Below are 14,618 nucleotides of genomic sequence, written 5' to 3'. Positions count from 1 at the left end.
GCCGTTCCGGAAGGAGAGTACCCGTACCCGTGTTCGAAGAGCAACCGAGCCGCGCCAAGCGCTTCTGGCTCAGTCCGTTCGTGCTGTTCACCGTCGCCCTCGTCTTCAAAATGTACCTTGCCGCCTACGTCATCTACGGCCTCGAGCATCCGTGGCTGACGCTGATGACGGGGCTTCCGACCGTCTGGGCCGCCTTTTTCCTAATCGAGCTGCTCGCCCGCAGGCGCAAGCTCATGGCTTATCTGATCGTGAACCTGCTGTTCACCGCGATTTATTTCGCCGTCATCATGTACTACAAGTACTTCGGCATCATCGTCACCTACCACGCGCTCAGCCAGGCCGGACAGGTCACGGAGGTGAAAGGCAGCGTCTTCCAGCTGCTGCATCCGTACTTCATGCTCATCTTCGTCGACATCGTGCTGTCATGGCTGCTGCTCGGCTTCAGCAAGCGGCTGCGCCGCGGCTGGCAGCGGGCGGCGAACCGCCGCTTCATCGGCTGGTGGCTCGCGCTGCCCGGCTTCGTGCTGGCGGCCGCGGCCTGCCTCGCGCTCATCTGGCCGCATCGCGGCATCGCCAACGAGCTCGTGCAGACCGAGCGCATGGGCATCGTCAACTACGAGCTGTTCCTGATCGCGACCGGCGGCAACGAGAGCTTCGTACCCGTCTCGTCGGTGACGCAGGCGGAGATCGACCGGCTCAAGGGGCTGCCGCAGCCGGCGGCGGAGCCGGCTTCGTTCGGAGCGGCCAAGGGGCGCAACATCATCGTCGTGCAGCTCGAGGCGCTGCAGAATTTCGTCATCGGCAAAAGCGTGGACGGCAAGGAGATTACGCCGAACCTGAACTCCCTCATCCGCGAGAGCGTCTACTTCCCGCGCTTCTATCAGCAGGCAGGCTCCGGCAATACGTCCGACGCCGAGTTTCTGACGAATACGTCGCTGTACGTGCCGCTGCGCGTGCCGGCGACGCAAGCATACTCCGGCCGCTCGCTGCCCTCGCTGCCCAAGCTGCTGGAGCGCGAAGGGTACGAGACGATGACGTTCCATACGAACGACGTCTCGTTCTGGAACCGCAGCGAGCTGTACCGGGCGCTCGGCTTCGACCGGTATTACGATACGGAGTTTTTCGGCGACGAGGACGTCGTCGCGTTCGGCGCCTCGGACGAGGTGCTTTACCGCAAGAGCGTGCAGGAGCTGGCCAAGGTGCGCGAGGAGACGGGCAAGCCGTTCTATTCGATGCTCATCTCGATGTCGTCGCATCATCCGTACAACATCCCGGAGCGCAAGGTGAAGCTCGACCTGCCGGAGCGGTACGACGACAGCTTCGTCGGCGACTACCTGCGGGCGCAGAACTACACCGACTACGCGCTCGGGCAGCTGATCCAGGAGCTGAAGGACGAAGGGCTGTGGGAAAACAGCCTGCTCGTCCTCTACGGCGACCATATGGGCCTGCCCATCTACTCGCTGACGGAAGAGGATCTGCGGCTGCTCGAGGAGCTCGACGGCCGGAAGTACGACTCGTCGCAGATGCTGAACATCCCGCTCATCGTCACCGCGCCGGGCGCGCTCGCGCCGGCGGTCGAGACGGGCATCGGCGGGCAGAGCGACATCATGCCGACGATCGCCAACCTGGCGGGGCTGTCGCTGGACGGCCAGCTGCATTTCGGCCAGGATCTGCTGAACGAGCGGGCCAACCTGCTGCCGGAGCGGTACTACCTGCCGTCAGGCTCGTTCATCAATGACCGGGAGATCTTCATCCCGGGCACCGGCTTCGGCGACGGCAGCCGCATCGAGCTGCCGTCGGCGGAGGCGGCTGCCGGTTGGCTGGCCGCTGGCGCGGATGGCGGCGCTGGAGCGGCAGCAAGCGGGGCCGAGGGCGGAGATGCGGCAGGCACTGCCGGGGCCGGCGACGCAGCAACGGCGGTGAATGCCGGCTCCGGCGAGCCGGGCGCCGGCACGGGCGTTGCCGCAGGCAGCGGGCAGGCCGGGCCTGGCGCGAGCGCGGCGCCGGGATCGGCGGCAGCGCCGGCGGGCGGCTCCGGCGCGGGGCAAAAGGCAGCGGCCGAAGCGCCTTCGCCTGCTGCGAGCGCAGCGCCGGGCGGCCCCGGCGAGCCTTCCGGCGCGGCCGGAGGCGAAGGCAGCCTCGGCGGCAGCGCCGACGACCGCAGCGACGGCGGACCGGCGACCGCCACGCAGGAGCAGTTCGACCGCGCGCTCAAGCTGCTCCGCATGTCGGACAGCTACGTGCGCTCGCTGCCGACGACGGAGGGCGATCCCGCTCCCGTCAACGGAGCGGCGACGGATTCTTCCGCGAATGCGGACTGACCGATCCAACCTCGAATCATGCAGCCTGCTTTCCAATAGGAGAGCAGGCTTCTTTGCGTGCCCCGGCTCGGCTGCGCCATGAGCTCAACCCGATTTTTTCGGTTTGCAGCTCGTTGTCCGCCTCCCACAGCGCCTGCAACCCGATTTTTTCGGCTTACAGCTCGTTCCCGGCCTCGCGCAGCACCTGCACCCCGATTTTTTCGGCTTACAGCTCGTTCTCGGCCTCGCGCAGCACCTGTAACCCGACTTTTTCGGCTTACAGCTCTTTCTCGGCCTCTCGCAGCCTCTGCAACCCGATTTTTTCGGCTTGCAGCTCGTTCTCGGCCTCCCACAGCGCCTGCAACCCGACTTTTTCGGCTTGCAGCTCTTTCTCGGCCTCTCGCAGAGCCTGCAACCCGATTTTTTCGGCTTACAGTTCGTTCCCAGCCTCTCGCAGCACCTGCAACCCGATTTTTTCGGCTTGCAGCTCGTTCTCGGCCTCCCGCCTCGCCAAGCAGAGTTACTCGGGTTTTCCGCGCAACTCCGGCGTTAGGGCACTGGCTCGAGCAGAGTTACTCGGATTTTCCGCGCAACTCCGGCATTGGGGCATCGGTTCGAGTCGAGTTACTCGGATTTTCCGCGCAACTCCGGCGTTGGGGCATTGGTTCGAGCGGAGATGCTCGGTTTTTCCGCGTAACTCCGGCGTTGGGTTATCGGTTAGAGCAGAGTTACTCGATTTTTCCGCGCAACTCCGGCGTTGGGGCATCGGTTCGAGCGGAGATGCTCGGGTTTTCCGCGCAACTCCGGCGTTAGGGCACTGGCTCGAGCAGAGTTACTCGATTTTTCCGCGTAACTCCGGCGTTGGGGCACCGGCTTGAGCAGAGTTACTCGGGTTCTCCGCGCAACTCCGGCGTTGGGGCATCGGTTCGAGTCGAGTTACTCGGGTTCTCCGCGCAACTCCGGCGTTGGGGCACCGGCTTGAGCAGAGCTGCTCGGTTTTTCCGCGTAACTTCAACTCCATCGGACCATCCTCCGCCGACTCCCCCGCTAGCCATCCCGCCGCAACACAAAAGGGCTGTGCGCTCGCGCCGATCCATCGGCGAGAGCGCACAGCCCTTTGTTCATCTGTAGCTATAGCTAAGCAGCGGCACGCCGGTAAAGGCGTCGACGACGACGTTGGCCTCGCTCAGCGAGCCGCCTCCGCCCGTGCCGCCGGGAGGGCCCTGGATGCCGCTCGGCGCCCGCACGCCGCGGAACGTCACGATGTAGACGGGCGTGCGGCTGAGCTGCCCCGCCTCGCGCAGATGCGGGTTGGCGGCCAGCGCCTCCGGAGAGAAGCTGCGGAAGTCGCGGCTCGTCATGAGCCGCAGCGCGCAGCCGACGGAGTCGGCGCTGTCGGCGAGCCATGGATACGACCGCTCGGCATTCCGCCTCGCGGCGGCCTCGCCGACCTGGCTCAAGCCCCGGGGCCCGGGCGGCAGCGCATCGCTGTCCGGACGCTCCAGCCGGATGCCGAGCCGCTGCAGCAGCTCCTCGTCGCCGCTCGCGACGACAGGCAGCGCATTCGGCTGGCCGGCGGCCGCATCGGCCACGTTGCCGGGCTCGCTCTCATTGAAATACCAGCCCGCCGCGCCAAGCAGCAGCCCCGCCGCCATGATGCACAAGCCGATCCATCTCGCCGCTCCCGTCCGCATGCGCCGCCGCCTCCTTTCTCCGCGTCATCTGGATGCCGTCTACGAATCGCCTGCCCATGTTCCTTTCCCTCTTAAACGAAGCCCGGTCCAGGAGGGTTGCAGGCCCTTCGTTGGAATCGACTGGGAACAAGGAATCATTTCGGTCCGGACAAGCTCCTTTCCCCTCTAGTACCCTACAGATCCTTGCGCTGAAACCGAAGGATGCCGATCGCGAACGCGACGGCCGCATAGACGGCCGCATAGCCGAGGAAAGCCGGCGTCGGCGCCGAGCCGACGCCCAGCATGAGGAACAGGTCGTCGACCCTCAGTCCGATCAGCTCCTGGACGCCGGACAGATTGAACAGCCGGTCCAGCATCATCCGCTGCAGGCCGTCGGCCGGCATCGCCAGCGACAGCAGGCCGGAGATCGTGCTCAGCGAGTCGCCGATGCCGTCCCCCGCCCGCCCCGGCTGGAGGGACGCGAACTGCGAGGCGACCTTTTCGATCATGCCGCCCAGCCAGCCGCCGCCGTACAGCATCGTCATGAGCACGCCGTTGCCGATGCCGGACAGGAACGTCGAGCCGAGCATCGAGACCGTCACGAGCAGCGGCACGACGGAGGCGAACAGCAGGTAGGCGAAAAACAGCGAGCCGACGTCCCGAGGCACCCCTGCATGAATGGCCGCGATGCCGAGGATCGCCGCGAACAGCGCGAGCGCGTACAGCATGCCGAAGCTGACATAGCCGAGCCAGCGGCCGGCGTACCATTTCCAGCGCGGCAGCGGCCGCGGCATGAGCGCCTGCAGCACGCCGAGCTCGGCCTCGCCCGAGATGACGGACGAGCTGCTGAAGATCGCCAGGAACGCGACGACGAACGTGCCGAAGAAAAAGCCGAGGCTGAGGATCATCATGCCGCGGGTGAACCGCTCGATGACGTACATCGGGTCGTTCTCGCTCAGGCCGAACTGGCCGATCTCGCCGCCGATCGTCGACGCGATGAACCAGTAGGCGATCAGGAAGACCGCCGTCATCATGCCGGTCAGCAGGACGACGCGCTTGCGGATGAGCTCCTTCCAGGTCATGCTCCAGATGATGCTCATGCCTTCTCCCCCCTATGGCTCTTGCCGGACAGCTCGGTGACGAACCACTCCTCCAGCTTGGTGCGCACCCGCGCGCTCTCGTACAGCGTCGCGCCTTGGCCGATCAGCAGGCTGTGCAGCCAGCCCGCCTGCTCCTCGTCCGCCAGCTCCGCCTCCAGCACGGCCGAGCCGTCCGCGGCCGCCTCGGCCTCGCGCACCGCGATCCCCGTCTCCGCGCGCAGCCAGTCGAGCAGCGGCGGCGCGTAGCCGCCGATCCGCAGCCGCCAGAGCGGCCGCTGCAGCAGCACGTCCTCGACGCGTCCCTGCTGCAGGATGCGGCCGTTGTTCAGCAGCGCGACCCGGTCGCACAGCGCCTCGACGTCCTCCATCAGATGCGAGTTGAGGAAAATCGTCTTGCCCTGGCCCTTGAGCTCATGCAGCAGCTGCCGCACCTCGCTGCGCCCGATCGGGTCCATCGCCGAGGACGGCTCGTCCAGGAACAGGATGCGCGGATCGGCGACAAGCGCGCAGGCGAGGCCGAGCCGCTGCTGCATGCCTTTGGAGTAGCCTTTGACCCGGTCGCGCGAGCGCAGGCCGATGCCGACCCGCTCCAGCAGCTCCGGCACGCGCCGATTCGCCTCCTCGCGGCCGAGTCCGGCCAGCTTGGCGTGCAGCCGCACGACCTCGTCTCCGGTGAGCCACTCCTGGTAGCGGTACAGCTCCGGCAAGTAGCCGATGAGCCGCCTCGCCTCGACCGTGCCCGCCTCCTGTCCAAACAGCGAAGCCCGACCTTCCGTAGGGAAGATCAGGCCGACGAGCATCTTGACGCAGGTGCTCTTGCCCGCGCCGTTCGGGCCGAGGAAGCCAAAGGCTTCCCCTTCCCGCACCGTAATCGTGACGTCGCTGCAGCCGCGCCCGTTCGGGTACCGCTTGGTCAGCGACTCGGTCTGGATCGCGAAGGCATTCACGCTCCGACCAGCTCCTCAAGCTGCTTGGCGAACCAGGCTTGCGCTTGCTCGCGCGTCATCGGTCCTTCCTCGACGTTCTGATACATCGAGGCGATCGTCATGACGCCGTTCTTGACGAAGGTCGCTTCCTTATTCAAGTTGTTGTCGCCGTAATTGCGCTCCGTAACGAGCACCGGCACGCCGCCGATCTGCAGCCGCTCCGCCTTGCTGTTCCCGTCGGTGAACACCGGCAGCGGAAGCTCGCCGTTCGTAAGCAGCCTCGAGCTGGACAGGCTCTGCTTGAGCTGCTCCGGCATGAGCGGGAATTGCAGCACCGCTTCGACCGCATCCTCGAGGTCTACCCCCGCCTCGACGTCGACGACCGGCGCCTTCATCTGCTGTACGTTCAGGTTCATGCCGTCCGCTTCGAACGAGTAGTTGACCGATGGTCCGATCGCGAGCGTCAGCTTCTTGCCGTCCACGCTGGCCGGGAACAGCTTCGTCGCGCCGAGCTGCTTCATGGTCGCGTTGATCTCCTCCACGTCCAGCTTGATGCTCAGGTTCTGGCTGGCGCTCAAATAAATCTTGTCCTGCTTGCCGGCCAGCGACTCCGGCAGCAGCGCGAAGCCCGCCGCCTGCTCCGCCTCCGCGCGGCTCATCTCGCCTCTGCTGCTTCCCGTCTCGACCTTGAACTCGCCGTAGCGATTGACCGCTTCTTCCGACACGCCTTCGCTGAAGACGCTGTTGAACAGCTGCTGCAGGTCCGCCTCGTTCACCTCGGTCACCTGCTCCATGCGGAACTGTCCGAGCAGCGCGGCCAGCGCCTTGTTGCCCATCGGCGTCGCCACCGCGGTCACGACGACGGCCGCCGCCGCCGCTCCGGCCATCCAGCGGCGCGCGCGGCCGCTCATGCGGCGCGCTCGCGGCGCCGTTTTTTCCGTTCCTGCGTCCATTCTCGTTTCCTCCATCCGTTCGTTCATCTTTCGTTCCTCCTCGAGTCGAGCCAGGCCTGCCGCCTGCTCCTTCTGCTCGGCGCGCAGCGCCTCTTCCCGCGCTTCCGCCTGCCGCTCCAGCTCCGTCCAGGCCGGCGATATCGGCTCCTGCTCCATCGCCTGCATGAGCCGTTCCCAGGCCCGGTCCGTGCGGGCGGACGCTTCCGGCCGGTCCGCTTCGCCGCGGATGCTTTCAGCCCCGGCTGGATTCGGCCGGAACGTCCGGCGATCCTGCTCCTTCATGCGCTCGTCCTCCCTTGTCGTCTGTGTGGTTAGTGAAGCTCCAGCCGGCTTCGATAGCCGGCTTCCGGCGAAGCCTCCAGCCGCCTCCCGTCTGTCTCCGCCTGCTCCGCGCAGCGCCGCAGCTTGTCGGTCGCCCTCGCCAGCATCGTGCCGACAAGCGGCGGGCGCAGGCTCAGCTCGGCTGCGATCTCCGCGTAGCTGTACCCCGAGTAGCGGAGCAGCAGCGCCTTGCGGTCGCGCTCCGGCAGGCCGTCCAGCCACTGCCGGACCTCCTCCTGATCGAGCCGGCGCATCAGCTCGGCCTCTCCCGAGGGCGAGGCGCCGACGCTCGCGGCCAGCTCCCGCTCCTGCTTTTCCGTGAGCCGGCGGTCGCGCGCCGCTTTGTCCATATGGTCATAGGCGAGTCGGGTGGCGACCCGATGCAGCCAGGCGCCGGGGGCGTCCAGGTTGTCGGGCGGCTGACGGTACAGCTTCAGGAACGTCTCCTGAGCCAGGTCCTCCGCCAGCGCCTCGTCGCGCAGCAGCGCGGCCAGCTTGCGAAGCACGCCCGGGTAATAGTCGTAGAAAATCTGCTTGTATCGCTTGGATTCCGGAATCCCCATCTCGATTGTCCGCTCCTCCCTTCCTTGCTGCAGCTATGAGTAAGACGGACGAAAACCGCTCCTTGTATCCGCCTGGCGCAAAAAAAGCCCGAATCCGTGGAATTTCCTGATATTACCTGACCGTCACGGCCTCTGGCATGCTTTCCTGCTTTTTGACAAGGCGTCGGAGCCGCCTCATAATGTACACTAGCCTGTAGAGCTTTCGCCCGGATCAGCCCGATCCGCCGGCGCCAACGCCATTTCACGTCGTTCAGTCCTACCCGAAAGGAAGTTGTCCTCGTGCGGCAAAATGTAGCGACCCGGCTGCTGACAAGCCGGCCTTTTCTGTTTTTCTCCGTCATCCTGCTGCTGAAGAGCATGCTGACGTGGTTCGTCATCTTCGACGACGGCCCGTCCTGGGCGATCCTCATCACCGAGCTGCCGTTCGCCTGGCTCATCTTCGGCCTGATCGAGATGCTCGCGAGCAAGCGCAAGCTGCTCTACTACGTCATCGCGGACGCCGCGCTGACCGGCATTCTGTTCTCCGTCTTCATGTACCATAAATACTACGGCGTCATCGCCACCTGGCACGCGCTGCAGCAGGTCAACCAGGTGACCGCCGTCAGCAACAGCGTGTTCTCGCTCATGGATCCGTACTACACGCTGATCTTCCTCGACATCGTCGTCCTCGCCTGGATGCTGATCCGCGGCCGCAAGGAGCTGTTCCAGCCGGAACGCGCGCCCGGCGCCGCGCGCAGCCGCCGCCGGATGGCGTTCGGCGCCGTCGTCGTCGCCTCCGTCGGGCTTTGCCTGTTCAATATTCTGCCCAATCGGGCAAGCATGAACGAGCATACGAAGGCCGAGGACATGGGCATCCTCAATTACGAGGCGTACGCCCTGCTCGACACCGGCAGCGAGGAAGAGCTGCTGGAGCCCGAGGAAGTGACGCAAGCCCGCATCGACGAGCTCAAGGGCTTGCAGCCCTCGTCTTCTCCGGCCTACTTCGGCGCCGCCAAGGGCAAAAACGTCGTCGTCGTGCAGCTGGAGTCGTTCCAGAACTTCCTGATCGGCCTGAAGCTCGACGGCCAGGAGGCGACGCCGAACCTGAACCGGCTGGCGCAGGAGAGCTTCTACTTCGACCGCTTCTACCAGATGGTCGGCCAAGGCAACACCTCCGACGCCGAGTTCGTCGTCAACACCTCGTTCTATATTCCGGAGAGCGGCGCCGCGACGATGGACTACGCCTACAAGGACGTGCCGAGCCTGCCCAAGCTGCTCAAGGCGCAGGGCTACGACAGCGCGACGTTCCATACGAACGTCGTCGACTTCTGGAACCGCCGCGAGCTGTACAAGGCGGTCGGCTTCGACCAGTTCTACGACAAGCCGTTTTTCGGCGAGCAAGACTCGGTCTACTTCGGCGCGGACGACGAGGTGCTCTACGCCAAGACGCTCGACAAGCTCAAGGAGATGGACGCCAGCGGCAAGCCGTTCTACGCCCAGCTCATCTCCATGACGGCCCATCACCCCTTCACGCTGACGCCGGAAATGCCGGCCGGCCAGGAGCTCGTCCTGCCGGAGCGCTACGAGGATACGCTCGTCGGCGACTACATCCGCTCGCAGCATTATGCCGACTACGCCTTCGGCCGGTTCATCGAGGGCCTCAAGCAGTCGGGGCTGTGGGAGGACACGCTGCTGGTCGTCTACGGCGACCACCAGGGCCTGCCGATCTTCTCGCTCGACCGCAAGGACAAGGAGCTGATGGCGGAAATTTTCGGGCATGAGTACGGCTACCCGGACATGATCAACATCCCGCTGATGATCTCCTCCCCGGGCGTGACCGAGCCGCGCCGCATCGAGACGCTGGGCGGGCAGGTCGACCTGCTGCCGACGATCGCGAATCTGGCCGGCGCTTCGCTGGACGGCCAGATCCACTTCGGGCAGGATCTGCTGAACGAGACCGGCAACCTGATCCCGCAGCGGTACTACCTGCCGTCAGGCTCCTTCCTCGGCTCCGGCTCGCTGTACATCCCCGGCGTCGGCTACGAGGACGGCACGCGCTACGCGCTCAAGGACGGCCAGCCCGCCGACGGCGCCAGCGAGGACGACTACGGCCGCGCGCTCGAGCTGCTGCGGCTGTCCGACAGCTACATGACCGCGCTGCCCGAGCATGGCGGAGCGGAATATCCCTCCGACTCCGACTCTGGAGGCGAATGAGAAAAAGGAACGGGCCCCGCGCGATCAAGCGCCGGGCTCGTTCCTCTTTTGCGTGCTCTTTAAGATGGGAAGATTTCCTCTATCCTCTGGTGGAAAACCGCCGCGCCCGGGTAATAGCGGGTACAAGACAGACTAGATGGAGGGAGAGAGGCGGCGGATGATGAACCGGTTGAAGGAATGGCTCGGCGGCGCGGGAGGCGCGCCGGACGAGGCGGATCAGCGGTATCGCCCGCTCGCGGCATCCGGACTGGAGCTGCGGGAAGGGCTGCCGGCCTACATGGCCGAGCTGGAGGCGAGGCTCGACGAGGCGATGCCCGAGGAATGGCTGAGACAGGTGCGCGAGCGCATCCTCAGCAGCGATCCCGAGCTGAGCGAGATCAAGCATACATGGATGGAGCGGGAGCTGAAACGGCATTTTTTTCTCCTCGCGCTGCTTCGGAAGCCTCCGCTGTACAACGCTGACCTCGAACGAATGTGGAGGGAGATGGAGGCGTTCTCCCGCGACTACGAGCAGTTCTGCGAACGGTATGCCGGGTACTACATCCAGCCGCAGCAAGCGGCTCCGCCGTCGCCTCCCGGAGCGGCCGCCCGCCAGGCGCGCGGCGCGTACGAGCTGCTGTACGGCTGTCTGTTCCAGGTGCAGCCGGAATCCCAGCTGCTGATCGGGCCGTTCCATCGCCTCAAGCTGGACGCCGAGTCGCTGGAGGAGCTGCAGGCATCCGCGTCGCCCTGCGCGGCGCTCGGTCTGCTGGAAACCTCGCAGGACGAAAAAAAGGCCGCCATCGAGGCGCTGCGGCAGCGACTGCGGGAGCGCTGCGCGCTCGCAAGGCGGTATCACGAGGCGGAATCCGCCGAGGACCGCGACCGCTGCCGCGACGAAAGCGACCCTTCCTGGGTGCTGCTGGCGTACAGCCTGGAGACGGAGCAGTCGCCGTACGATCCGCTGTCGCGGGCCGTCCGGCCCGAGCCGGCAGCGGAATTCGAGCCGGGCCGGACCGGCTCGTCCGTCCGGAGCGCGATCCAGCCGGGCTGAAAGGCTTGCGGGCAAAAGCACCGCTTCGCCGCCAAGTCTGGCCCGCGACGAAGGCGAAGCGCTAGCTTCCGAAGTCGCCTCCGAGCAGGCGCAGCAGCTGCGCAGGCCCGTCCGTCTGCTTCTGCCGCGGCTCCTCGAGCAGCGCGGGCAGGAAGTCCTCGGCCTCTTCCTCTTCCGCCTGCAGCGATTCCACCTCGCGGTGGAGGCGCTCCATCTTGAGGTCGAGCGCGGCGGCCGAGTCGGCCGCTTCCTTCAGCTCGCGCAGCAGATGGTCCGGGACGGCCTTGTTGTACTTGTAGTACAGCTTGTGCTCCAGGCTCGCCCAGAAGTCCATCGCGATCGTGCGGATCTGCACCTCGACGAGCACCTTCTCCTGGCGGTCCGACATGTACACCGGCACCTCGACGATCACATGCAGGCTCTGGTAGCCGTTCGGCTTGGGCTCGGCGATATAGTCCTTGACCTGCACGATCTTGAGGTCCTGCTGCATGCGGAGCATGTCGCGGATGCGGTAGATGTCGGAAACGAACGAGCAGGTGATGCGCAGGCCGGCGATGTCCTGGATCGACTGCTTGATGGAGGACAGCGACAGCTCGCTGCCCTTGCGGTGCACCTTGTTGATGATGCTCTCGGGCGATTTCACGCGCGACTTCGTATGCTCGATCGGGTTATAATCGTGAAGAAGCTGGAATTCCTCCTTGAGGATCTCGATCCTCGTCTCCATCTCGTCCAGGGCGAATTTATACATCATCATGAAACGGGTGATCTCGTTCTTGAGCTTCTTGAGCTGCGCAAGCTGCGGAGAATTCATCGCATGGCTCCTTGTCCGGCCCGTCAGGCCGCTTTAATCTATACCTATCATCTCACAACCGGCGGCTCGATTTCAAAAAACGGGCATTCTACACCATGACGAGGCCATCCATCATCCCATCCCGGCAATCGAAGGAGGACCATTCGCGATGAACCTGAACCGCTACCGCATCGGCGCGGACGCCAAGCTGAAGCTGAAGGCGTTCGATCCCGCAGACACGAACGGCATCGAGGACAAGAAGCAGATCGAGGACGAGCAGCGCGAGCTGCTCGGACGGCTCGAGGAGCAGCAGGAGCGGCTTTTCGCCTCCCGCACCCACGGCGTGCTCATCGTTTTTCAGGGCATGGACTGCAGCGGCAAGGACGGCGTCATCAAAAAAGTATTCCGCGGCATCGACCCGGGAGGCTTCCGCGCCTACAGCTTCAAAAAGCCGACCGACGAGGAGGCGCAGCACGACTTCCTCTGGCGCACCCACCGCTGCGTGCCGGCGCGCGGCTGCATGACGGCCTTCAACCGCTCCTATTACGAGGAGGCGCTCATCACGCGCGTGCACGGCTCGATCGACGACAAGGAGGCCCGCCGCCGCCTGAAGGCGATCCGCCACTTCGAGGAGATGCTGGAGTCGCAGCGGATCCGCGTCCTCAAGTTCTTCCTCCACATCTCGCCCGAATTCCAGCTCGAAAAGATCCGCGACCGCATGGAGAATCCGGAGAAATGGTGGAAGTTCGATCCGAACGACCTCGAGGAGCGCAAGCATTGGAAAGAGTATCAAAGCGCCTACGAAGACGCGATCCGCCGCACCGCGACGGACGCCTCTCCCTGGCATGTCGTGCCGTCCGACAACCGCTGGTTCCGCAACTACGTCGTCCTCCGCACGCTCGTGGAGGAGCTGGAAAAGCTCGAGCTGTCCTACCCGCAGCCGCACGAGGAGGTCGCGAGCCGCATGGACGAGCTGAGAGACGGAATCGATCCCGGGCCGGCATGAGCGCCCGGCCGATCCGCCCCGCTGCCGATTTTTGATCCAGCCGCCCTCCGGCGGCGTTATCCAGATTAGAGCCTGTCCGCCTGTCCAGGAGGCCCGCTCTTCCCCTATCCTCATCCTCATGTTCAAGGGAGAATCCGACATCCATGCTATCGTACCGCAACCGCTTCATGCTCCGTTCCGCCGCCGTACTGGCCTTGCTCGGCGCCGCCATCCACTTCGCGCACCGCTCGCTCGGCTGGTTCCCGTCCGGCATGGGCCACGCCATGCCCGGCCACGCCGCCGAGGGTGATCCGTTCTCGCTCAACGTCCTGCTCGTCCTTCCGTTCCTGCTGCTGCTCGCCGCCTTCTGGCTCGGACGCGAGCGGGGCGGCGCCCTCGAGCGGCTCGTTCCGCTGCTCGCGACGCTTTCGCTCACCTTTTCCAGCATCTCCATCATCGCCGGGTCGGGCGGCAGCGTCGAGTTCCACTTCTCGATCTTCATGGTGCTCGCCCTTGCCGCCTATTACGAAAGCATCCGCCTGATCGCCGTCATGACCGGCTTGTTCGCCGTCCAGCATCTGGGGGGCTATCTGCTTGCGCCGGAGCTCGTGTTCGGCATGAGCCGCTATCCGTTCTCGATGGTGCTCATCCATGCGCTGTTCCTGCTGCTGACGGCGTTGTTCACCTGCCTGCAGATCCGCAGCAAGGCCCGCGAGGTCGCCCGGCTGGAGACGGAGCGGCAGCAGAAGCAGGAGCAGCTCGAAGGGCTGCTGGGCCGCGTCCGCGCGCTGAGCGCGGATCTGGACGCCGCAGCCGGCTCCGTCGCCGAGCTGTCGCGCGAGAGCGCGGCCCAGAGCGCCGAGGTCGGCAGCGGGCTCGCGGAAGCCGTCCGCCTGCAGCAGCTGCAGCAGAGCTCTGTCGCGCAGGCGCAGTCCAGCTTGAACGACATCGCCGCCAAGGCTCGGCAGGCGGCCGAGGTTACCGGCGGCACCCAGGACAAGGCGCTTGCCGCCGATGCCGGCCTGGAGGAGCATCGCCTCGGCATGGAAAGCTTGCTGCGGCAGGTCGCCTCCGCAAGCGCGATCCTGCGCGAGACGGCCGCCTCCGCCTCCGCCATGGTGACCGCGTCCGAGACGGCCGAAGAAATGGTCGATGCGGTTCGCGAAATGGCCGAGCAGACGAGCCTGCTCGCGCTCAACGCCTCCATCGAGGCGGCACGCGCCGGAGATTCCGGGCGCGGCTTCGCCGTCGTCGCCGGCGAGGTGCGCAAGCTCGCCGCCCGCAGCAGCCGCACCGCAGAGCAGATGCGCGAGATCGTCAGCTCCATGCGGCAGGAGAACGAGCGCACCGCCGCTCGCGTCGAGGAAGGGCTGCACGCCTCCGAGGCCGCGTCCGGCCGGGCGGAGCAGTCGCTCGGACAGTTCCGCTCCTTGCAGCAGGAGCTGCTCGTCATGTCGGAGGGCATCCATGGACTGACCGCGACGATCCGCGAGATGGATGCCGGCTGCGAGGCCGCTTCCCGGCGCATGGCGGACATCGCCGCCGGAGCGGATCAGACCAGCCAGTCCGCGCAGCGGCTCTCGCAGCTGTCGGAGGCGCAGCGGACGGCCTCCGAGCAGACGGACGGCGAGGCCAGGCGCATCGCCGGCCTCGCCTCCGATCTGCTGGCCGGCTTCCAGGGCGGCGATGCGGCGGCCATCGCGGCGGAGGCTCCCCTGGCCCGCCCGGGCAGAGACGACGCCCCCGGCTCGGATCTGCCTCGACCGGCCTGATCGGCGGAT

The 14,618-nt window shown here is 65.8% G+C and carries 11 protein-coding genes; 5 read left to right on the top strand and 6 right to left on the bottom strand.

Annotated features, from left to right (window positions below; genetic code table 11):
• The first annotated feature begins 29 nt into the window (after window positions 1-29).
• Window positions 30-2,321, top strand: coding sequence for an LTA synthase family protein (locus tag NYE40_RS02850; RefSeq protein ID WP_339279285.1), 2,292 nt, complete (start codon window positions 30-32; stop codon window positions 2,319-2,321).
• Between the two features lie 1,100 nt (window positions 2,322-3,421).
• Here NYE40_RS02850 and NYE40_RS02845 read toward each other — a convergent pair.
• From NYE40_RS02845 to NYE40_RS02825, 5 genes are all read right to left on the bottom strand, one after another.
• Complete coding sequence (locus NYE40_RS02845; RefSeq protein ID WP_028597958.1) at window positions 3,422-3,994, bottom strand: hypothetical protein; 573 nt, start codon at window positions 3,992-3,994, stop codon at window positions 3,422-3,424.
• A gap of 173 nt (window positions 3,995-4,167) precedes the next feature.
• Window positions 4,168-5,073, bottom strand: a complete 906-nt coding sequence (locus tag NYE40_RS02840) for an ABC transporter permease subunit (RefSeq protein ID WP_339279284.1) — start codon at window positions 5,071-5,073, stop codon at window positions 4,168-4,170.
• Window positions 5,070-6,020 (bottom strand): ABC transporter ATP-binding protein, encoded by a 951-nt coding sequence (locus NYE40_RS02835; protein ID WP_153782722.1) that lies wholly within the window; start codon window positions 6,018-6,020, stop codon window positions 5,070-5,072. The genes NYE40_RS02840 and NYE40_RS02835 overlap by 4 nt, the downstream gene beginning before the upstream one ends.
• Window positions 6,017-7,234: a hypothetical protein gene (locus NYE40_RS02830; protein WP_339279283.1), complete on the bottom strand. Its 1,218-nt coding sequence runs from the start codon at window positions 7,232-7,234 to the stop codon at window positions 6,017-6,019. Before NYE40_RS02830 ends, NYE40_RS02835 begins: the two co-directional genes overlap by 4 nt.
• A gap of 29 nt (window positions 7,235-7,263) precedes the next feature.
• Window positions 7,264-7,836 carry a sigma-70 family RNA polymerase sigma factor gene (locus NYE40_RS02825; protein ID WP_339279282.1) on the bottom strand — a complete coding sequence of 191 codons (573 nt, stop codon included), beginning with the start codon at window positions 7,834-7,836 and terminating at the stop codon, window positions 7,264-7,266.
• Window positions 7,837-8,115: 279 nt separating this feature from the next.
• Here NYE40_RS02825 and NYE40_RS02820 point away from each other — a divergent pair, with 279 nt between their 5' ends.
• Both NYE40_RS02820 and NYE40_RS02815 read left to right on the top strand, forming a co-directional pair.
• Window positions 8,116-10,029 carry an LTA synthase family protein gene (locus tag NYE40_RS02820; RefSeq protein ID WP_339279281.1) on the top strand — a complete coding sequence of 638 codons (1,914 nt, stop codon included), beginning with the start codon at window positions 8,116-8,118 and terminating at the stop codon, window positions 10,027-10,029.
• 157 nt (window positions 10,030-10,186) lie between these two features.
• Complete coding sequence (locus tag NYE40_RS02815; RefSeq protein WP_339279280.1) at window positions 10,187-11,062, top strand: hypothetical protein; 876 nt, start codon at window positions 10,187-10,189, stop codon at window positions 11,060-11,062.
• A 61-nt stretch (window positions 11,063-11,123) separates the two neighbouring features.
• On the opposite strand, the gene NYE40_RS02810 is transcribed toward NYE40_RS02815, so the two are convergent.
• Complete coding sequence (locus NYE40_RS02810; protein WP_339279279.1) at window positions 11,124-11,873, bottom strand: GTP pyrophosphokinase family protein; 750 nt, start codon at window positions 11,871-11,873, stop codon at window positions 11,124-11,126.
• A gap of 148 nt (window positions 11,874-12,021) precedes the next feature.
• Between NYE40_RS02810 and NYE40_RS02805 the strand changes: the two genes are divergently transcribed.
• Both NYE40_RS02805 and NYE40_RS02800 read left to right on the top strand, forming a co-directional pair.
• Window positions 12,022-12,858 (top strand): PPK2 family polyphosphate kinase, encoded by an 837-nt coding sequence (locus NYE40_RS02805; protein ID WP_339279278.1) that lies wholly within the window; start codon window positions 12,022-12,024, stop codon window positions 12,856-12,858.
• Between the two features lie 143 nt (window positions 12,859-13,001).
• On the top strand, window positions 13,002-14,609 hold the full coding sequence (locus tag NYE40_RS02800) for a methyl-accepting chemotaxis protein (protein ID WP_339279277.1): 1,608 nt from the start codon (window positions 13,002-13,004) through the stop codon (window positions 14,607-14,609).
• Window positions 14,610-14,618: the final 9 nt, after the last annotated feature.

The sequence above is a fragment of the Paenibacillus sp. FSL W8-1187 genome, from assembly GCF_037965485.1.
In the GTDB taxonomy this organism is placed as follows: domain Bacteria; phylum Bacillota; class Bacilli; order Paenibacillales; family Paenibacillaceae; genus Paenibacillus_O; species Paenibacillus_O pasadenensis.
Note: the sequence above shows the minus strand (reverse complement) of the source record. Positions and strands in the feature narration are given on the sequence as shown.